Annotated in this window: 19 protein-coding genes; 12 read left to right on the top strand and 7 right to left on the bottom strand. The window is 62.3% G+C overall.

The annotated features are described in order from the left end of the window. The first annotated feature begins 139 nt into the window (after window positions 1–139). Window positions 140–1084, top strand: a complete 945-nt coding sequence (locus ACU5AZ_RS08080) for a nucleoside hydrolase (protein WP_446825492.1) — start codon at window positions 140–142, stop codon at window positions 1082–1084. 4 nt (window positions 1085–1088) lie between these two features. Here ACU5AZ_RS08080 and ACU5AZ_RS08075 read toward each other — a convergent pair whose 3' ends face one another. Together ACU5AZ_RS08075 and ACU5AZ_RS08070 are read right to left on the bottom strand one after the other, a co-directional pair. Beyond that, complete coding sequence (locus ACU5AZ_RS08075; RefSeq protein ID WP_446825491.1) at window positions 1089–1988, bottom strand: ribokinase; 900 nt, start codon at window positions 1986–1988, stop codon at window positions 1089–1091. Window positions 1989–2034: 46 nt separating this feature from the next. Continuing rightward, a complete protein-coding gene (locus tag ACU5AZ_RS08070; RefSeq protein WP_446825490.1) occupies window positions 2035–3228 on the bottom strand; it encodes a DNA recombination protein RmuC in 1194 nt (397 codons plus the stop codon). Window positions 3229–3522: 294 nt separating this feature from the next. Here ACU5AZ_RS08070 and ACU5AZ_RS08065 point away from each other — a divergent pair, with 294 nt between their 5' ends. The 6 genes from ACU5AZ_RS08065 to ACU5AZ_RS08040 all read left to right on the top strand — a co-directional run bounded on the left by ACU5AZ_RS08065 (window position 3523) and on the right by ACU5AZ_RS08040 (window position 10189). After that, window positions 3523–5037, top strand: coding sequence for a methyl-accepting chemotaxis protein (locus ACU5AZ_RS08065; protein WP_446825489.1), 1515 nt, complete (start codon window positions 3523–3525; stop codon window positions 5035–5037). Window positions 5038–5126: 89 nt separating this feature from the next. Further along, complete coding sequence (gene def / locus ACU5AZ_RS08060) at window positions 5127–5645, top strand: peptide deformylase (protein WP_446825488.1); 519 nt, start codon at window positions 5127–5129, stop codon at window positions 5643–5645. Between the two features lie 66 nt (window positions 5646–5711). After that, a complete protein-coding gene (fmt, locus tag ACU5AZ_RS08055) occupies window positions 5712–6647 on the top strand; it encodes a methionyl-tRNA formyltransferase (RefSeq protein WP_446825487.1) in 936 nt (311 codons plus the stop codon). Continuing rightward, complete coding sequence (gene truA, locus ACU5AZ_RS08050; protein WP_446825486.1) at window positions 6647–7396, top strand: tRNA pseudouridine(38-40) synthase TruA; 750 nt, start codon at window positions 6647–6649, stop codon at window positions 7394–7396. Before fmt ends, truA begins: the two co-directional genes overlap by 1 nt. A 388-nt stretch (window positions 7397–7784) precedes the next feature. Next, window positions 7785–7976 carry a CsbD family protein gene (locus tag ACU5AZ_RS08045; RefSeq protein ID WP_446825485.1) on the top strand — a complete coding sequence of 64 codons (192 nt, stop codon included), beginning with the start codon at window positions 7785–7787 and terminating at the stop codon, window positions 7974–7976. A gap of 458 nt (window positions 7977–8434) precedes the next feature. Beyond that, window positions 8435–10189, top strand: coding sequence for a retron Ec67 family RNA-directed DNA polymerase/endonuclease (locus tag ACU5AZ_RS08040; RefSeq protein WP_446825484.1), 1755 nt, complete (start codon window positions 8435–8437; stop codon window positions 10187–10189). Window positions 10190–10358: 169 nt separating this feature from the next. On the opposite strand, the gene ACU5AZ_RS08035 is transcribed toward ACU5AZ_RS08040, so the two are convergent. The 3 genes from ACU5AZ_RS08035 to dapD all read right to left on the bottom strand — a co-directional run bounded on the left by ACU5AZ_RS08035 (window position 10359) and on the right by dapD (window position 13190). Continuing rightward, on the bottom strand, window positions 10359–10958 hold the full coding sequence (locus ACU5AZ_RS08035) for a hypothetical protein (RefSeq protein ID WP_446825483.1): 600 nt from the start codon (window positions 10956–10958) through the stop codon (window positions 10359–10361). 26 nt (window positions 10959–10984) lie between these two features. Next, window positions 10985–12175 carry a succinyl-diaminopimelate desuccinylase gene (gene dapE / locus ACU5AZ_RS08030; RefSeq protein ID WP_446825482.1) on the bottom strand — a complete coding sequence of 397 codons (1191 nt, stop codon included), beginning with the start codon at window positions 12173–12175 and terminating at the stop codon, window positions 10985–10987. A gap of 160 nt (window positions 12176–12335) precedes the next feature. Then, on the bottom strand, window positions 12336–13190 hold the full coding sequence (gene dapD, locus ACU5AZ_RS08025; protein WP_446825481.1) for a 2,3,4,5-tetrahydropyridine-2,6-dicarboxylate N-succinyltransferase: 855 nt from the start codon (window positions 13188–13190) through the stop codon (window positions 12336–12338). Between the two features lie 160 nt (window positions 13191–13350). Here dapD and ACU5AZ_RS08020 point away from each other — a divergent pair, with 160 nt between their 5' ends. Then, on the top strand, window positions 13351–14214 hold the full coding sequence (locus ACU5AZ_RS08020) for an LOG family protein (RefSeq protein ID WP_446825950.1): 864 nt from the start codon (window positions 13351–13353) through the stop codon (window positions 14212–14214). Window positions 14215–14291: 77 nt separating this feature from the next. Here the strand turns inward: ACU5AZ_RS08020 and ACU5AZ_RS08015 are convergent, their stop codons facing one another. Both ACU5AZ_RS08015 and ACU5AZ_RS08010 read right to left on the bottom strand, forming a co-directional pair. Further along, complete coding sequence (locus tag ACU5AZ_RS08015) at window positions 14292–15026, bottom strand: calcium-binding protein (protein WP_446825480.1); 735 nt, start codon at window positions 15024–15026, stop codon at window positions 14292–14294. A 138-nt stretch (window positions 15027–15164) separates the two neighbouring features. Further along, window positions 15165–15887 carry a pyrimidine 5'-nucleotidase gene (locus ACU5AZ_RS08010; protein WP_446825479.1) on the bottom strand — a complete coding sequence of 241 codons (723 nt, stop codon included), beginning with the start codon at window positions 15885–15887 and terminating at the stop codon, window positions 15165–15167. A 127-nt stretch (window positions 15888–16014) separates the two neighbouring features. Here ACU5AZ_RS08010 and ACU5AZ_RS08005 point away from each other — a divergent pair, with 127 nt between their 5' ends. From ACU5AZ_RS08005 to ACU5AZ_RS07990, 4 genes are all read left to right on the top strand, one after another. Next, a complete protein-coding gene (locus ACU5AZ_RS08005; RefSeq protein ID WP_446825478.1) occupies window positions 16015–16137 on the top strand; it encodes a hypothetical protein in 123 nt (40 codons plus the stop codon). 84 nt (window positions 16138–16221) lie between these two features. Next, window positions 16222–17136: an EamA family transporter gene (locus ACU5AZ_RS08000; protein WP_446825477.1), complete on the top strand. Its 915-nt coding sequence runs from the start codon at window positions 16222–16224 to the stop codon at window positions 17134–17136. Window positions 17137–17214: 78 nt separating this feature from the next. Next, window positions 17215–17838 carry a TetR/AcrR family transcriptional regulator gene (locus tag ACU5AZ_RS07995; protein ID WP_446825476.1) on the top strand — a complete coding sequence of 208 codons (624 nt, stop codon included), beginning with the start codon at window positions 17215–17217 and terminating at the stop codon, window positions 17836–17838. Next, the gene (locus ACU5AZ_RS07990) at window positions 17831–19303 is read left to right on the top strand and encodes an MFS transporter (protein WP_446825475.1); all 1473 of its coding nucleotides are present in this window, start codon (window positions 17831–17833) and stop codon (window positions 19301–19303) included. The genes ACU5AZ_RS07995 and ACU5AZ_RS07990 overlap by 8 nt, the downstream gene beginning before the upstream one ends. Window positions 19304–19325: the final 22 nt, after the last annotated feature.

The following is a 19325-nucleotide window of genomic DNA, read 5'->3' as shown; positions in this document are numbered from 1 at the left end:
TGCAAGACATGGTGTAATCGCATATCGCTTCCCGCCGACGGACCGCCATGTCGCCTTGACTTTCGGTCCGACTGTCCTTTTCAATCCGGCTCCCGACAGGCCGCCACCGGCCGCACATTCCCTCAGACAGGACGACATCATGGCCTCTCCCAGAAAGATCATCATCGACACGGACCCCGGGCAGGATGACGCCGCCGCCATCATGCTGGCCTTCGGCAGCCCGGACGAAATCGAGGTTCTGGGCATCACGGCGGTCGCCGGAAACGTGCCGCTGGCGCTGACCAGCCGCAATGTCCGCCTGCTCTGCGAGGTCTGCGGCCGGACGGATATCAAGGTCTTTGCCGGCGCCGACAAGCCGATCGCAAGGCCGCTGGTGACGGCCGAGCACGTGCACGGCAAGACCGGTCTCGACGGTCCGGAATGGTGGGAACCGACAATGCCGCTGCAAGACGGGCATGCCGTCGACTTCATCATCGACACGCTGCGCCGCGAGCCGGAAGGCACAGTCACGCTCTGCACGCTCGGGCCGCTGACCAACATCGCGCTGGCGCTGCAGAAGGCGCCGGACATCGCGCCGCGCGTGAAGGAGCTGGTGATGATGGGCGGCGCCTATTTCGAGGTCGGCAACATCACGCCGGCGGCAGAATTCAACATCTACGTCGATCCGGAAGCCGCCGCCGTCGTCTTCCGCGCCGGCATTCCGATCGTGATGATGCCGCTCGACGTCACCCACAAGCTGCTGACGTTGAAGCGCCGGGTCGCCAGGATGGCGGAGATCGGCACCAGGGCGGCGAAGGTCATGGTCGAGATGCTGGAGTTCTTCGAGCGCTTCGATATCGAGAAATACGGCTCCGACGGCGGACCGCTGCACGATCCGTCGGTCATCGCCTATCTGATCAGGCCGGAGCTTTTCACCGGCCGCGACTGCAATGTCGAGATCGAGACGCAGTCGGACCTGACGCTCGGCATGACCGTCGTCGACTGGTGGAAGGTGACGGACCGCAAGGTGAACGCCAAGGTGATCGGCGATGCGGATGCGGAAGGCTTCTTCGACCTGCTGACGGAGCGGCTGTCCCGCCTCTGACGACCTAGAGGCGCGCCGCCACTTCTTCGGCCATGGGGATGGACGGTTGCGCGCCCGGCTTCAGGCAGGCAAGCGATCCGGCCGCTGCCGCCCGGCGGAGTGCTGCGGCGAAGTCGAGGCCCTGGTCGAGGCTGGCGGCGAAGTAGCCGCAGAAGGTGTCGCCCGCGCCGACCGTGTCCACCGGCTCGATGACGAGGCCCTTGGTGCTGTGGAATGCGCCGTCATGCATGGCGATGACGCCGTCGCCGCCAAGCGTGACGATCAGGGTCTGGCCGGTGGCCGCATGCAGGCGCTTCAACTCGGCGACACGCTCGTCCGCCGTCTGGCTTTCGACGCCGGCCCGTTGGGCGAACTCGGTTTCGTTGGCAATGACGATGTCGGCGCGCTCGGCGAGACGCGCCGCCTCGGCGCTCATCGGCGCGGTGTTGAACACGGTGATGACGCCGCGCGCCTTGGCCGCGTCAAGCGCATGTTCGACCGAGCCGGCGGGAATTTCCATCTGCAGCAGCAGGTAGTCGCCCTTCGACATGGCCGCGAGCGCCGCGTCCGCGTCCTCTGTGGTGACCGTGCCGTTGGCGCCCGGCACCACGGCGATCATGTTCTCGCCGTCCGAACCCACCAGGATGAGGGCGGTTCCGGTCGGTTCGTCCGTTTCCTTGACCATGGAGAGACCCGTGCCGGCCTCCTTCAGCATGGCGATCGCCGATCCGGCAAACTCGTCCCGGCCGATCGCGCCGGCCATTTCGACGGTCGAACCGGCCCGCCGTGCGGCCAGCGCCTGGTTGGAGCCCTTGCCGCCGGCGGCGGTGGAAAATCCGTTGCCGGACACCGTTTCGCCCGGCTTCGGCAGGTGGCCGACCGTGGCGATGAGGTCGAGATTGATGGAACCGAGTATGGTGATCATGAATGCAGGCCCTGTCTGAAATTCGGCGCGACACTGCCCGACAGGATCACTCCTCGTCAACCAGTCTCAGCGTCAAATGCCCGGTCCTGCTTTCGACCGTGCGGTCCGGGCGGGCAGCCGTTGCGGACGGCGCGGGCGCCAGGGGCGCCTGCTGCAGCTCCAGCGCCGCGATCTTGTCGCCGCGCCGCGTGAGTTTCGCCGTCGAGGTCAGGATCTGCTCGACATCCTTCTCTGCCATGTTGAAATGCGCCTGCAGCTTGCGCACCCGGTCGTCCAGACGCCCGAGGTCGTCCATGAGGATTGCGACTTCGCCCTGGATCAGGTGCGCCTGTTCGCGCATGCGCTGGTCTTTCAGCATCGCCTGGATGACCTGGATCGACAGCATCAGGAGCGACGGCGAGACGATGATCACCCGGCTGCGCTGGGCCTTCTGGACGACCGCCTCGAATTCCTCGTGAATGCTGGCGAAGATCGATTCGGACGGCACGAACAGGAAGGCCATCTCCTGCGTTTCGCCGGCGATCAGGTATTTCTCCGCAATGTCGCGGATATGCGTTTCAAGATCCCGCCGGAACTGTAAGGCGCGCGACTTGCGGTCGTCGGCAGTGGCGGCGTCGCGCATCGCATTCCAGCCTTCGAGTGGAAATTTCGCGTCGATGACGAGCGACGGCGCGCCGTTCGGCATCGTCACGGTGCAGTCCGGACGGGAGCCGTTGGAAAGCGTCGCCTGGAAATGATAGCCGCCCATCGGCAGGCCGTCGGCGATGATCGCCTCCATGCGCGCCTGGCCGAAGGCGCCACGGGTCTGCTTGTTGGAGAGGATCGCTTGCAGCCCGACGACGTCCTTGGCGAGCGTCTGGATGTTGTTCTGCGCGGCGTCGATGACGGCGAGCCGCTCCTGCAGCTTGCGCAGATTGTCGCCGGTCGCCCGCGTCTGCTCGTGGATGGAGCTGCCGAGCCGGTGCGCCATGCCGTCGAGCCGATGGCCGATGGCATGGTTCAGTTCCTGTTGGCGCGCGCCGAACACGTCCGCCATGGCGGCAAGCCGGCCCTGCATCTCGGTCTGGCTGCGCAGCAGTTCCATCATCTGGGTGCGGGCCGCCTGCTGCTCCCGGACGGCCTTGCCGCGCAGGCGCAGCAAGACAAGCAGCACCAGCAACATGATCACAAAAGCGGCGACGGCGGCTGCCGGAAAGGCGGGCATATTGGCCAGTTCGGCAAGGGAAGGCAGATGCGGCATGGCGCTCCAGGGGGCTTTCGGTGGTCTGGACGGCAGTATGGCACGACGGTCGAGAGAGATCAAATAGGGAACAAAATTGGCGTGGCCATATGTTGCCCGGATGCTCAACCAATCGTTAAGGGTGCAGAACTAGAGGGGATGCAGCTTGGGTTAGAATTCCACCCCAAGATGTAAGGATATTCCACATAGTGTTTTTATATTTTAGCGGATTTTAAATAAACCGTTAGAATAGTGAAAGTTATGCAGCAGCGAAGGGTGGCCTGATGGTCACGATCGCGGAACCGGGGGATAAGCATGACAGCGCAACAAGGTAAGTCAGATCTTGCAGATCGCCTGGACTTCGTGGGTCTCGACCACGATGCCAGGAAGAGCCTGCAGGACGTCAGCGATGTCATTCGCGAATCGATCGGCCCTGCGCTGGACACTTTCTACGCCAAGGTCAAAAAGACCCCGCATACCGCGGCGTTCTTCCGCAATGACGATCATGTCGCCGGCGCCAAGAAGCGCCAGATGGAACACTGGGCCATCGTCAGCGCCGCAAAATATGACGAAAGCTATGTGGATGGCGTGACGGCGGTGGGCCGCGCCCACGCCCGCATCGGCCTGGAACCGCGCTGGTACATCGGCGGCTATGCCGTCCTCATGGACCAGCTCGTCAGGGCGCTGGTCGACAAGCGCTGGCCGAGCCGCTTCGGCAAGGGCAAGTCTGCCCGGCTGGCCGACGAGATCGGCGCGGTCGTCAAGGCGGCGCTGCTGGACATGGACTACTCGATTTCCGTCTACCTCGACATCCTGGCCCGCGAACGCGCCGAGGCCGAGGAGGCCAAGCGGATCGCGGAGGCGGAGCAGGCCGCAGCGCTGGCCGAACTCACCAAGGCGCTTGACGCGCTGTCCGAGGGAGACCTGGAGGCACGGCTGCCGCAGGACATGCCGGGCAATTTCGCCAAGATGGTCGCCGACTACAACCAGGCCATGGACGGACTGCGCGAGACGATCGGCACCGTGGGAAGCGCCGCAGAACGCATCCTTAGCGAGACGACCGGCATTTCCGAATCGGCCGACGATCTGGCGCATCGCACGGAACAGCAGGCCGCAGGCCTTGAGGAAAGCACCGCCGCGCTGCACGAGCTGACACAGAACGTGACGACGACCGCCGAGGGCGCCGCCAAGGCATCGGGTGCGGTCAAGGCCGCCCTGAACGAGGCGGAAACCTCCGGCGCCGTGGTGCGCCAGGCGGTGACCGCGATGGGCGAGATCGAAAAGTCGTCGGACGAGATTTCCAAGATCATCGGCGTCATCGACGAGATCGCCTTCCAGACCAACCTGCTGGCGCTCAATGCCGGCGTCGAGGCGGCGCGTGCCGGTGACGCCGGCCGCGGCTTTGCCGTCGTCGCACAGGAAGTGCGCGAACTGGCGCAGCGCTGCGCCGGCGCGGCGAAGGAAATCAAGGGCCTAATCTCGCAGAGCTCTAGCCAGGTGCAGTCCGGTGTCGGACTGGTCAATAGCACGGGCGAGGCGCTGGAAAGCATCATCCACCGCATCGGCGAGATCGACGCGACGGTTTCCGGCATCGCCGGCGCCGCCTCCGATCAGTCCGGTGGCCTGCGCGAGGTCAACCAGGCGATCGCCGCCATGGACCAGATCACCCAGCAGAACGCAGGCATGGTGGAACGCACCTCCGGCCAGACGCGCGCACTGCGCGACGAAGTCGAGCGGCTGACGATGGCACTGCGCCGCTTCCGCACCCACGGTGGCGAACGGCAGTCGAACGACGCCGGGCATTTCCAGCCGTTGCGCCGCAGCGCCTGACGAACAGGGCGTATGCCGGCGAAAAAAGTTTCGCCGGCTTTGTTTGTCCGCATTCACTCCGCGCAAAAGATGGGGTAAGGGACGACGCCATGACGATCAAACCACTTATCATACTGCCGGATCCGGTGCTGCGTCAGCTCTCCGCCCCCATCGAACAGGTGGGCGACGATGTGCGCAAGCTGGCCGACGACATGCTGGAAACCATGTATGACGCCCCCGGCATCGGCCTGGCCGCGATCCAGATCGGCGTGCCGAAGCGCATGCTGGTGATCGACGTGTCGCGCGACGACGAGGACAAGGCGCCGCAGGTTTTCATCAACCCGGAAATCCTCGCCACGTCCGATGACCGTTCGGTCTACGAGGAGGGGTGCCTTTCCATCCCGAACTACTATGCCGAGGTGGAACGCCCGGCATCGCTCACCGTGCGCTATGTCGACCGCGATGGCAAACAGCAGACCATGGATGCCGACGGCCTGCTGGCGACCTGCCTGCAGCACGAAATCGATCACCTGAACGGCATCCTGTTCATCGATCACATCTCCAAGCTGAAGCGCGATATGGTGATCCGCAAGTTCACCAAGGCGGCCAAGAGCGGCGGCAAGCTCTGAAAAGGGCTTGATTTGCGGCCGATAAGTCCGTTTGAAGGAGCCTGAACGACAACAGGCGGTTCGAACATGTCTCTTCGCATCATTTTCATGGGTACGCCCGAATTCTCGGTGCCGACGCTGAGGGCGCTGAAGGATGCCGGCCACGAGATCGTCGCCGTCTACACCCAGCCGCCGCGCCCGGCCGGCCGCCGCGGGCTCGATCTCACCAAGTCGCCCGTGCATCAGGCCGCTGAGCTTCTGGGCATTCCGGTCGCCACCCCCGTCAATTTCAAGGATGAAGACGAGCGCCGGCGCTTCCGCGATCTCGACGCCGACGTCGCCGTCGTCGTCGCCTACGGCCTGCTGCTGCCCGAGGCGATCCTGACCGGCACGCGGCTCGGCTGCTACAACGGCCATGCCTCGCTATTGCCGCGCTGGCGTGGGGCGGCACCCATCCAGCGGGCGATCATGGCCGGCGACGCCGAGACCGGCATGATGGTCATGAAGATGGAAAAGGGGCTCGATACCGGCCCGGTCGCCTTGACAGCAAAAGTCGCGATCGGCCCGGAGACGACGGCCGGCGAACTCCACGACCGGCTGATGCATGCGGGCGCGAAGCTGATGGCCGAGGCGATGGGGAAACTCGAGGACGGCGATCTGCCGCTGACCCCGCAGGCCGAAGAGGGCGTCCTCTACGCCGCCAAGATCGCCAAGGAAGAGGCCCGCATCGATTTTTCCCGCAGCGCGGCTGAGGTCGATTGCCATATCCGCGGCCTGGCACCCTTTCCCGGCGCCTGGTTCGAGGCGGATTTCGGTGGCAAGCATGAACGTGTGAAGGTGCTCGGCTCCGTTCTCGGTGACGGCAGCGGCGAACCCGGCACCGTGCTGGACGACAGGCTGAACATCGCCTGCGGCACGGGCGCCGTTCGTCTGACGCGGCTGCAGAAGGCCGGCGGCAAGCCGATGGATGCGGAGGATTTTCAGCGCGGCAACAGTCTTCCCGCCGGCGCGAGGATCGGCTGATGCCGCGGTTCCGCATGACCGTCGAATATGACGGCGGGCCCTATGTCGGCTGGCAGCGGCAGGAAAACGGCCAGTCGGTGCAGGGCGCGCTGGAAGACGCCGTCCTGTCCCTGACCGGCGAGACGGTCAGCATCCGCGGTGCCGGCCGTACGGATTCGGGCGTGCATGCGGTCGGGCAGGTGATCCATGTGGATCTCACCCGCGACTGGAGCGAGCACCAGCTCATCAATGCGCTGAACGCCCATCTGGCAATGGCCGGCGAGCGCGTTGCCGTCGTCGATGCGCGTCAGGTGCCCGACACCTTCGACGCCCGCTTTTCCGCACTGCGCCGGCACTATCTCTACCGCATCGTCAACCGCAAGGCGCGCCTCGCGCTCGATGCCGGCCGCGCCTGGTGGGTGCCCAAACCGCTCGACCATCTGGCGATGCATGAGGCGGCGCAGACGCTGGTCGGCAAGCACGATTTCACCACCTTCCGCGCCTCGCAATGCCAGGCGACAAGCCCGGTGAGGACGCTCGACCGGCTGGATGTCACCCGCGACGGCGACGTGATCGAGATCCGCGCCACCGCCCAGAGCTTCCTGCACAACCAGATCCGTTCGTTTGCCGGGACGCTGAAGCTCGCCGGCGAGGGCAAGATGACGACGGACGACGTCCGCGCGGCGCTGGAGGCGCGCGACCGGCGGGCCTGCGGCCAGGTGGCGCCGCCGGACGGCCTCTATTTCATGCAGGTCGACTATCCCGAATAGGCACCTGCGACAAATTTGACCACCCCTTCATAAATCGCTTGATTAAATCATGCGATTGAATAATGTGGGTGTCGGCAGCAGCGTCCGTGAATAGCGTCAATGGACAATGAAGCCTCTACCGCCGGTGCCCGGGAGACCTGAGAGCGCCAAGCTTTGTGTTCCTTGGCTTGGCTGACATGCTCAGAGTTCCCCATCCCCCCGCCCCCCTACGGGCACCGGCGGCTAAATTTTTTCCCGTTCCATCACAGATCACGACGCCCTCTTTCGCGGCGTCTTGCTGCTCGCGGCGCTCATATCTCTTCCAACAAGATCTTCTTGTCCGAAGGAACGTTTCTCACGTCCCGACGTTCATGGCGGGCAGCAATCACGTTGCACAAGGAGAAACGCAATGGGTAGCACAGCAGACAAGATCAAAGGCAAGGCAAACGAACTCGCCGGCAAAGCGAAGCAGGAGGCCGGAAAGGCAACCGGAAACGACAAGCTGAAGGCAAAAGGCGCAGCCCAGGAAGTCAAGGGTCATGCCCAGCAGGCAAAGGGCGCGGCCAAGGACGCCGTCAAGAAGGTCGTCGACAAGGCCTGACGTCATCTTCATCGCCCCGCACCTCAAGGCGTGCGGGGCGATGAACTTTGTGCTGCTTTGCTTGGCAAGAATGCTCAGAGTTCCCCATCGTCCGCCCGCTACGGGCACCGGGGGTTGAATTCTTTCACGACGAGATGTGTGGTTGGTGGTGGTGGTGGTGGCTTAGTCCCCCGTTTTCGGCCATTGCTCTCGTTTCCGGCATCCCGCAAAATTGTCGCTTATCTTCTCCAACCGCGTGCGCCAGTAAATCGGAGTTTATGCATCAGGCGAGGGGGCGTCGATTCGATAAGACAGTTGCAAAAATGCAGGGGAGAATTTAGATGGGTACTGATCCGCAAGCAGATTCTTCTGCCATGTTATTGTGGTGGGTATAAAGATTGTACGGTGGGATTTATCCTACGCGCCTTACGACAACGGTAATAACCGTGTATGACTAAAGAGTGCTTGCGGATCACTAAATGCCGTTGAAAATATATCGTTTTGGTCTGAATGATTTAACTGCATGTGTAGACTTAGGCGATTTGGCTCGACTTCTGGATGTTCGGCCGAAATTCTTATCTAAACAGATATATCATACGACGGACGATCAAAAATACACGACTTTTGAAGTGCCGAAGAAGGATGGCTCTAAGCGCGAAATTAGTGCGCCGAACAAGAATCTGAAGTTCATTCAGTCTAGGCTTAGCCGTCTACTTTATCAGTGCTACTTTGACATTCACGGCGCGCCGAAGTTTCCTGGGAGAGCGTTGTCGCACGGCTTTCAGAAGGGGCGCAATTTATCGATTTTTACAAACGCGAAAAGGCACACTGGCAGGCGCTACGTTTTCAATACAGACATAGAGAATTTCTTTCCGTCTTTCAATTTTGGGCGGGTTAGAGGTTACTTCATAAAAAATCAGCACTTCCAATTGAAGCCAACAGTGGCAACTGCAATCGCGCAAACCGCTTGCTTTCAGAATGTTTTGCCGCAAGGCGCTCCTTCTTCTCCAATAATTTCCGAATTCATTAGTCAGACGCTTGATTACAGACTGCAGGCGTTGGCTCGCAAGTATAGATGCTCTTATTCCCGATACGCGGACGACATCACCTTTTCGACAAATCTGAGAGAATTTCCGTCTGCCATAGCGTTCTGCCCGCCGGGTGAGGTCAATTGGCGCGAGGGGTCGAGTCTTGAGAAAGCTGTACTGTCTTCGGACTTGAAGCTGAATACAAATAAAGCCCGGATGCAACAATCACATCAGCGGCAGGCGACAACCGGTCTGACGGTGAATGATAAAGTCAACGTTGGCACCTACTACTACAAGGGTGTACGCTTTTGCGCGCATGCGATGATGACTAAAGGGAAAGCTGTCGCGAACAATAAGCTTTCGGTTGCTCCTAACGGCGAGTTATCAAAACACCAACTTTGGGGCATGTTGTGTCACATAAACGACATTAAAGGACGCGAACTTCCACATAAGGCGCTCCGTGCATTCAAGTCTTCGCCGGTCCCAAGCTACCTAAAGTTGATGAAGGATTTCTATCACTATTATCGAATTCACACGGCTGAAAAGCCGCTGATAATTTGCGAAGGGAAAACAGACTACATCTATCTAAAAGAGGCGATCCGCTGGAATGTAGCTGACGTTCGGGTCGCAAAAAACCTAATTAATGGACCCGCAATTATAAATTTTACAAGCGACAAAGGCGATCATTGGGGAGTTGATTTCGTGAATCACTCCAACATGGCCGGCAATCTTCTCGACCTTGCAGGAGGCGGTGGTGATCTTCCGAAATTCGCAACCTTTCACATTGAGCGGGTTAAAAAGCTTTTCTCTGAAAAGCCGCCCATGCCGGTTATTATTATCGTAGATAATGACAAACAAAGCGAAGGAATGTGGTCCACGATCAAGTCACTTACTGGATCATCAAAACCTATAAATGGCTCGGAGCCGTACTATCACGTTGGCGAAAATCTCTACGTAGTTCCTATACCAAGTGGCGGTAAAATCGACTTCTATATCGAAAAGCTTATTCCATCGAAATGGCTGCAAGTCAAACTTGACGGAAAAACGCTCAAGCTTAATCAGAAGAAAGATGAAAAGCTCAAACCAACTGAGTATGGCAAAATGGACTTTGCTAGCAAGGTAATCAGAGCCAACCGTGGCGATGTCGACCTGAGTTCTTTTCTGCCTCTTCTTCACACGATCTGCGATATAATTGGTCTTCCGTAAACTCGGGGACCTAAACGCATCAGTTTAAGCCATTTCGAGGACAGAAGCAGATTGTCTCTGCCGCTCCGAACCCGGCTTTTGCGTTGCCTGAAGCCTACCTTATCAACTGACCCGACGCGGCCGCAGCCAAAGTTATCTGCCACGTAAATCCTCTGAATCTCTTCCACCCTCAAAACGGCGCAACACCCAGCAGCCGCTGCAGATAATCCTCCATGAACATGCCGGGCAGGATTTGCAGGGCGACGAAGGCGGCGACGAGGGCCATGTTGGCGCCGTAGACCATGCGCATCAGCCGCGCCAGCACGAAGACGGCGATCAGCAGGAGCGCCAGCCAGGCGAGATAGGCGATCGAGAGCATCTGCGGGAAGAAGATGATCGGCGCGATGATCAGCGCGTGGGCGAAGGCAAAGGGCACGCTGATCCAGTTGGTCACGACCACGAAGGCCGGGAACTGGCGTTCGAGCTTCAGCGGCAGCGAGATGGCGGCGGCGAGCAGCAGTGGGAGCATCCAGTCGACGGCATCGACGAGCGCGAGGCGCGCGAAGAAGGGCAGGCCGGTCTTGATCCCTTCCGGCATGATGGAAATGAACATCCAGTGCCACCAGCCCCAGGAGAGCAGGAGCGACGGCATGCACCAGAGGATCGCCCAGAAGGACCGGGCGACGCCGCGGTCGGAAATGTCGAGATAGCCGAAGCCCTCGCGCTTGCCGCGAATGAGCAGCCGCAGCCCCGTCATGTAGTAACCGACCTCGGTAAACCCTGGCACCATCAAAAAAACTCGATCAAACGCTCATGTCAGGCCGGCTCGGAGAACCAGCGGTCGAGGAAGGTCTCGTAGATCCGGGTCAGCTTTTCCAGATCGGCAACCGCCACGCGCTCGTCGACCATATGCATGGTCTGGCCGACGAGGCCGAATTCCACGACCGGGCAGTAATCCTTGATGTAGCGCGCATCGGAGGTTCCGCCAGTGGTCGAAAGCTTCGGCGTCAGGCCGGTCACCTTTTCGATCGCCTCGGACAGAATGCCGGTCAGTCGGTTGTCGCGGGTGAGGAACACCTGCGCCGTGTTGGCCTTCCAGGTCAGGTCGAAGCGAACCGGATCGCGGCCGTGCCTGAGGTTGCCGTCCGCCGCCGCGGCATCCAGCCGGCGGATGATCTCGCCCTTGAGCGTGTTTTCCGTCCACAGGTCGTTGAAGCGGATGTTGAAGGCCGCGCGCGCCGTTTCCGGCACGACGTTGACGGCACCATTGCCGGTATCGACCGTGGTCACCTCGAGGTTCGACGGCTGGAAATCGTCGCTGCCGTGATCGAAGGGCGGATGCATCAGCGCCGTCGCCAGCTGCAGGATGCCGCGCACCGGATTGTCGGCGAGATGCGGATAGGCGGCGTGGCCCTGCACGCCATGGACGGTGATCTCGCCGGACAGCGATCCGCGCCGGCCGTTCTTGATCATGTCGCCGAGCTGGTCGGGATTGGTCGGTTCGCCGAGGATGCAGGCGTCCCAGGTCTCGCCCTTCTCCGCCGCCCACTTCAGGAGCTTGACGGTGCCGTTGATCGCCGGGCCTTCCTCGTCGCCGGTGATCAGGAAGGAGAGCGAACCGGCAATGTCGCCGTGCTTCTCGATGTGACGGGCAACGGCGGCCACGAAGCAGGCGATGCCGCCCTTCATATCGACCGCGCCGCGCCCGTAGAGAACGCCGTCCTTGATATCGGCGGCAAAGGGCGGATGCGTCCAGGAGGCCTCGTTGCCAACCGGCACGACGTCGGTATGGCCGGCAAACATCAGGTGCGGGCCGGATGTGCCGCGGCGGGCGTAGAGGTTCTCGACATCCGGCGTGCCCTCGTCGCGCTCCGTGACGCGCTCGACCGAAAAGCCGAGCGGCGAAAGCATGGCGTCGAGCGCGGAAAGCGCGCCGCCTTCCGCCGGGGTGACGGAGGGGCAGCGGATGAGTGTCTGGAGAACGGCGACGGGATCGGTGGTTTTCATGTGGCAAGGGTTAGCCGATTGCCGCGGCCCTGTCACGGGGCGATTTGACGCCAGCGGGGCGGCTGGTTCAGCATGCAGGGGAGGGCTGAAATGGAGAAAGCGGCCGCAGGGGCCGCTTCCATAAGCCATCGATTGTCATGCCATGGATTGACCGGCGCAATCAGTCGCGCAGCAGCTCGTTGATGCCGGTCTTGGAGCGGGTCTTTTCATCGACGCGCTTGACGATGACGGCGCAGTAGAGGCTCGGGCCCGGCTCGCCGTTCGGCAGCGGCTTGCCCGGCATGGTGCCGGCGACGACGACGGAATAGGGCGGCACTTCGCCATAGGTCACTTCGCCGGTCGCGCGGTCGACGATCTTGGTCGACTTGCCGATGAACACGCCCATGCCGAGGACCGAGCCCTCGCGGATGATGCAGCCTTCGACGACTTCCGAGCGGGCGCCGATAAAGCAGTTGTCCTCGATGATCGTCGGGCCGGCCTGCATCGGTTCCAGAACGCCGCCGATGCCGACGCCGCCGGAGAGATGCACATGCTTGCCGATCTGCGCGCAGGAGCCGACGGTTGCCCAGGTGTCGACCATCGTGCCCTCGTCGACATAGGCGCCGAGATTGACGAAGGACGGCATCAGCACGACGTTCTTGCCGATGAAGGCGGAGCGGCGGACGACGGCGTTCGGCACGGCGCGGAAGCCGGCTTCGCGGAAGGCGTTCTCGCCCCAGTTCTCGAACTTCGACGGCACCTTGTCCCACCAGGTCGAATTGCCCGGACCGCCCTTGACGACTTCCATGTCGTTCAGGCGGAAGGACAGGAGCACGGCCTTCTTCAGCCACTGGTGAACGGTCCAGCTGCCGTCCTCGCCGCGGGTGGCGACGCGGGCCTTGCCGCTGTCGAGCAGGTTCAGCGCGGTTTCCACGGCATCGCGAACTTCGCCGCGCGTGGAGGTGTTGACGCTGTCACGGTTGTCGAACGCCGTTTCAATGCTTGTCTCCAGGGAAGCGAGATCGATGCCTGTCATGGGAAATCCTTAAACTTCGATGTTTAGACTCTGGGTCGGTGATCTGATGAGCCTGCCGGACGTAAGTCCTTAGGCGGGGGCTCAAATTTATCACGGATGCTGTAAGCGACGGGCTTGCGAGCGTCAATGTGATTCGGCCTCGCGCCGGAATAGAGGAATGATGACGAACATGAAGCATGTGGGCCGCCGACGCAGAGATGGTGCATGGGATCCGCTGAAGAACAGCTCCGCCGACAAGCAGAAGGCAGAGGGAATTCCGAAGACGCCGCAGACCGTCTCGCCGTCCTATCGGCTGGCCTATGCCGACGAGGATTTCCTGTGCCGCGAGGAGCTGCGCCCCGTCCGCTTCCAGCTCGAGCTTCTGAAGGCCGAGATGATCCTGGAAGAAAAGGGCATCCGCTCGACGGTGGTCATGTTCGGCGGCGCGCGCATCCCGGCACCCGGCGTCGAGCCCTGGGCGGCGAAAAACGAGACGCAGCGCCGCAATCTGTCGGAGGCTTCGGTCTATTACAGCGAGGCGCAGAAATTCGCCCGCCTCTGCTCGCAACATGCGCGCGACCATGAAAACCGCGAATATGTGGTGACCACCGGCGGCGGCCCGGGCGTCATGGAAGCCGGCAACCGCGGCGCGGCCGAGGTCGGCGCGCCGTCGATCGGCCTCAACATCGTGCTGCCGCACGAGCAGGCGCCGAACCCCTATGTGACGCCGGAGCTGTCCTTCAACTTCCACTATTTCGCCATCCGCAAGATGCACTTCCTGATGCGGGCGAAGGCGGTCACCGTGTTTCCCGGCGGCTTCGGCACGCTGGACGAATTCTTCGAGTGCCTGACGCTGATCCAGACCGGCCGCATGAGCCGCGTGCCGCTGATCCTGTTCGGCTCGGAGTTCTGGCACCGGATCGTCAATTTCGAGGCGCTTGCCGAGTTCGGCACCATCGCGCCGGAGGATCTCGACCTCATCAGTTTCGTCGACACTGCCGACGATGCCTGGCGGATCATCTGCGAATTCTACGGGCACGCGTAAGGAATAAAACAAAGGAAAGGCCGGCCCTGCTTGTCGCGGGGCCGGCCTTTTGTCGGTCCGAGTAGGCAGAGAGGGGTTTACTCGGCGGGAGGCATGTCCTTGATGTCGATGACGCCGTCCTTGTTGACGTCCATGCGGTCGAACATCTTGGTCATCGCGGCTTTCGCCTCTTCCTTGCTGACCTGACCGTTCTCGTCGGTGTCGGCCATGTGGATCAGCATCATGCCGCGCATCGGTCCGCCGAAGCGAGGGCCGTGATCGTCGCGCGCCATTTTGCCGCGCGGTCCGTCACCGTCCCGGTCCATCCAGCGATGCCACCAGCCCGGACCGCGATCGCCATCACCGGGCGGTCCGCCCTGCGGGCCATTGCCCATGGCGTCTTCCTGCGGCGGCGGTCCGCCTTCCGGCTTGCCCTTGCCAGCGGGGGCGTTCTTGCCCTGCATCTGTTCTTTCATCATGCCGGGCTTCATGCCCTCGGGGCCAGGACCCTTGCCCATGCGGTCGGGGCGCGGATGATCCTTCATCCAGGCCTGGTGGTATTCACGTATCTCACCGGGCGTGATCGAGCCGTCCTTGTTGGCGTCGATCTCGGCGAATTTCTTCTCCTCGCCGGCGAGTGCTTCTTCCTTGCTGATCTTGCCGTCGCCATTGGCGTCGAAAAGCTGCAGCATGCGGACATAGGCCTTTTCGGGCGAGGGGCCATGGCGGCCGCCGAAACCGTCGCCGAAGCCGCGGGCAGACACGGCTCCTGCTGACACGCCCGTAACCAGAACTGCGGCGGCTGCCGCAAGCGTAAGCATCTTGGTGTTCATGTTCATTCCTTTCCAGCGTCATTCACACTGAGAAAGGTAGGAACGGCCGCGTGCCTTCACCACTTAAACAACGGTAAGGTAGATGAAACTTTGGTAATGTGCCTGGTAATCTAAGTGATTGGCGTTATTTGCTTTTTGTTAGGAACTTTTTTGCCCGGAGACGATCGCGCGCAGGAAGCCGGCAAGATCGTCGGTCACGTAGTCGACATGGTCGCGCCCCTCTTCCGGACGCTCCCAGCTTTCCAGAAACGCCTCTTCGAGATTGCGCGGCACGAGCAGCACCGTGCGCATGCCGAGCGACTTCGGCACCGACAGGTTTCGCGGCAGGTCCTCGAACATCGCCGCGTGCGCCCCATCGATCCGGTTCAGGCTGGCGAACTTGTCATAGGTGCTGCCGGCCGGCTTCGGCACGTAGTCGGCCGCCACGATGTCGAAGATGTCATCGAAATGGTCAAGGATGCCGAGCGCCCGCGACACGGCTTCCGCATGCGCCGTGCTGCCATTGGTGAAGATGAACTTGCGGCCGGGCAGAGCCTTGATCGCGGCGCCGAGATCGGGATCCGGCATCAGGATCGAGTAATCGATGGCATGCGCCCGTTGCAGGAAGTCGTTCGGATCGACCTCGTGGTGGATCATCAGCCCCTGCAACGTCGTGCCGTGCTCATGATAATAGCGCTTCTGGATCGTGCGGGCTTCCTCGGGCTCGAGCTGCAGGAGCTCGGAGACGAAGGCCGTCATGTTGCGGTCGATCTGCGCGAACAGATTGACGTGATGCGGGTAGAGCGTGTTGTCGAGATCGAAGACCCAGTCTTTGACGGAGTCGAAATCGGGTTTCTCGGGCAGGGATTTTCGCGTGTTCATGCGGGCTCTTATGGCAGACGCCGGGGCGCAAGGAAATGCCCCGTCCGCCAAAGCATCCGCTTTTCGCGACCCTGCGGCACCGATGGCGGAGATTGGCGGCGGCCGGGGGAGCTGCTATAGATCCATCATGTCGATATCGAAGCGAGACATGAGCGCCAAGGGCGCTGCCCTGATCCTGCAGGACCGCAAGCGCCTGCCGGTGCGCTTCGTCGCGAGCCTCTCCGGCACCGCGCTCAGCCGACTTCGCTGATCTCTGCGGACCGCCAGACGGTCCGGACTATCGCGTCAGCCGGGATGTGCTTCCCGGCCCTTCCGACATCGACAAGAGACCACCATGCCAGCCTGGATCGTCATCACCATCGCAGCCGCCTTCCTGCAGAACATTCGCTCGGCGCTGCAGAAACACCTCAAGGGCCGGATCGGCACGACCGGGGCGACCTTCGTGCGCTTCGGCTTCGGCGTGCCGTTCGCGCTGCTCTACCTCGCCGTTCTGGCCAGCCGGGAGGGTTATGTCCTACCGGCGCTGAGCCCCGCCTTCGCGGGCTGGGCGCTGGTCGGCGCCTTTACCCAGATCGCCGCGCAGTTCCTGCTCGTCCACCTGTTTGCCTTTCGCAACTTTGCCGTCGGCACGGCCTATTCGCGAACCGAGCCCGCGCAGGCGGCGCTGTTCGCCCTCGTCTTCCTCGGCGAGAGGGTGACCGCCAGCACGCTGCTCGCCATCGCCATCTCGGTTGCCGGCGTGATGCTGATCTCGGTGGCCCGCACGGCGCTTTCGGTCCGTTCGCTCCTGACCTCAGTCAGCAGCCGGACCGCCCTGATTGGTCTCCTCTCCGGCACCTTCTTCGGCATTGCCGCCGTATCCTACCGCTCCGCTTCGCTGGCCCTCGGCCATACACTGCCGGCACCCGACTACGCCATGCAGGCAAGCGTCACGCTCGCCGTCGTCATCGTCGTCCAGACGGTGGCGATGCTTGGCTGGATGCTCTGGCGCGAGCCTGAGGAGCTGGGGCAGGTGATGAAAGCCTGGCGGCCGGCGATCCTCGTCGGCTTCGTCGGGGCGACGGCGTCCTTCGGATGGTTCTCGGCCATGACCCTGCAGCAGGCCGCTGTCGTCAAGGCGCTCGCCCAGATCGAGATGCTGTTCACCTTTGCCTCGTCGGTCTTCATCTTCAAGGAGAAGATCAACGGCCTGGAAATTGCCGGCTGTCTGCTGATCGTTTTCGGCATCCTGGCGCTGCTGTTGTTTTGAGCGCGAAAGGCCGTCTTCGTACCCTTTCGAAGCCGGCCGGCCTTGACATCCAGCCGCCCCCCATCAATTGCTTGAATTATGAAGAAGCAGCCGCATCCCTATCTCCCGACGGAAGATCGCCGCCGTGCCATCGCCGAGGCCGCACGGGCGCTTATCGTCGAGAAGGGGTTCGAAGGGCTGCGCACCCGCGAGATTGCCGATCGGGTCGGCATCAACGTTGCCACGCTGCACTATCACGTCCCGACCAAGGAAGCGCTGATCGAGCTTCTGACCCAGTCCATGCTCGACGAATTCACCGCGCAGCACATGAGCAATCCGCGCGACGGCCTGTCGCCGCTCGAGCAGTTGAATCTTGAGTTTTCCGAATTCAAGGATACCGCGGTCAACAACCCGTCCCTGCTGCATGCGATGATCGAGTTGAAGCGCCGCTCCGAATACGACGACAAGGTCGCGCGCTACATCAACCCGATGAGCGCCGGCTGGCGCTGTCATTTCGCCACCATCCTGGAGGCGGGGATCGCCGACGGGAGCTTCCGGGCCGACATAGACGTCGATGCGGCGGCGCTGATCATCGTCGGCACGCTGGCCCTGCTTGCCGGCCGGCGGCAGCCGCTGGACGTGGCGATCTATGATCAGGTGACCACGGAGCTGGTGCGGTCGATCCGGGCGCAACCGGCAACGACGCAGGCCGGCAATGGCTGACAGGACCTTTTCGCCGAGCGAGCCCTATGCCTACCGCTGGATCGCCATGACGATCCTGCTGATTTCCTCATTCATGAATTTCATCGACGTTACCATCGTCAACGTCGCTCTCCCCAGCATGCAGAAGAGCCTCGGAGCGACGAGCGCCGGGATCGAATGGGTGGTGGCCGGATATATCATGACGTTTGCGCTGGGCCTGATGCCGTTCGGGCGGCTCGGCGACGTGATCGGCCGAAAGCGCATCTTCATGAGCGGTGTCGCCCTGTTCACGATCGCCTCCTTCCTGTGCGGCATTGCGCCGGGCATGGGCCTGCTGATCGCTGCCCGCGTGCTGCAGGGCGTCGGCGGCGCGATGATGGTGCCGCAGGTGATCGCCATCGGCCAGGTCATGTTCCCGCCGCACGAGCGGGCGAAGGCCTTTGCGCTGATTGGCCTTGCCGCCGGCCTCGCCTCCGTCACCGGCCCCGTCCTGGGCGGCGCGTTGATCGCGGCCGACATCGCCGGCAGCGAATGGCGGCCGATCTTCCTCATCAACATCCCGATCGGCATCGCCGCGGTCTTCGCGGCGCAGAACTACATTCCCGCCATCCCCGCCCATCCCGGCATGAAGAACGATATCCCCGGCATCCTGATTGCCGCGGCCGCGATGTTCTGCGTGATCTTTCCGCTGATCGAGGGCAACGGTCTCGGCTGGCCATGGTGGACGCTCGCCATGGTGGTCGCCGGCGTGGCCTTGTTCCTGGTGTTTTATGCCTGGGTCAATCGCCAGGAAAAGCGCGGCCGGCCGCAGCTTCTGCCGGCGCATCTGATCCGCAACCGCAACTTCGCCATCGGCGCGCTGATATCGCTGTTCTTCTTCTCCGCCGTGCCGGGCTTCTTTCTCGTCTTCGCCATCTATCTGCAGACGGGCCACGGCCTGACGCCATTGCAGTCGGGCGTCACCACCATGCCGTTTCCGATCGGCGTGCTGCTGGCGTCGGTCTTTTCCGGCAAGGTCGGCTTTCGCTGGCACCGCGAGCGCATCGCGGCGGGCGTGATCGCGCTTTTTGCTGGCATCGCCCTTGTCCGCATCGTTGCCGATACCGCCACGGAAGTCCTCAATCACTGGAATTTCGCGCCGGCGCTCGCGCTTGCGGGATTCGGCCTCGGACTGGCGATCGCACCGCTGTTCGAAACGATCCTCGCCGGTGTGCCCGACAAGGATGCCGGCTCCGGCTCCGGGTCGCTGCAGGCAATCCAGCAGGCCGGCGGCGCGTTCGGCGTCGCCGTCATCAGCAGCATCTTCTTTGCGGTGGTCGGCGCTCGGTCCGCCGGCGGCGCATCGCCGCATGAAGCGTTCACCCGCGGCCTCGAACTGGCGACGATCTACAATCTCGGCTGCTACGTGCTGGTGGTCTGCATGGTGTTTCTCTTGAAGAAACCCGAGCTTCCCGCCGCCCGTCAGCAGCCGGTCATGGTCGACTGACGCCAGAACTGAGGCCTGACAG

It is taken from the genome of Rhizobium sp. PAMB 3182, from assembly GCF_052908355.1.
This window is presented reverse-complemented; position numbering and strand designations above follow the sequence as displayed.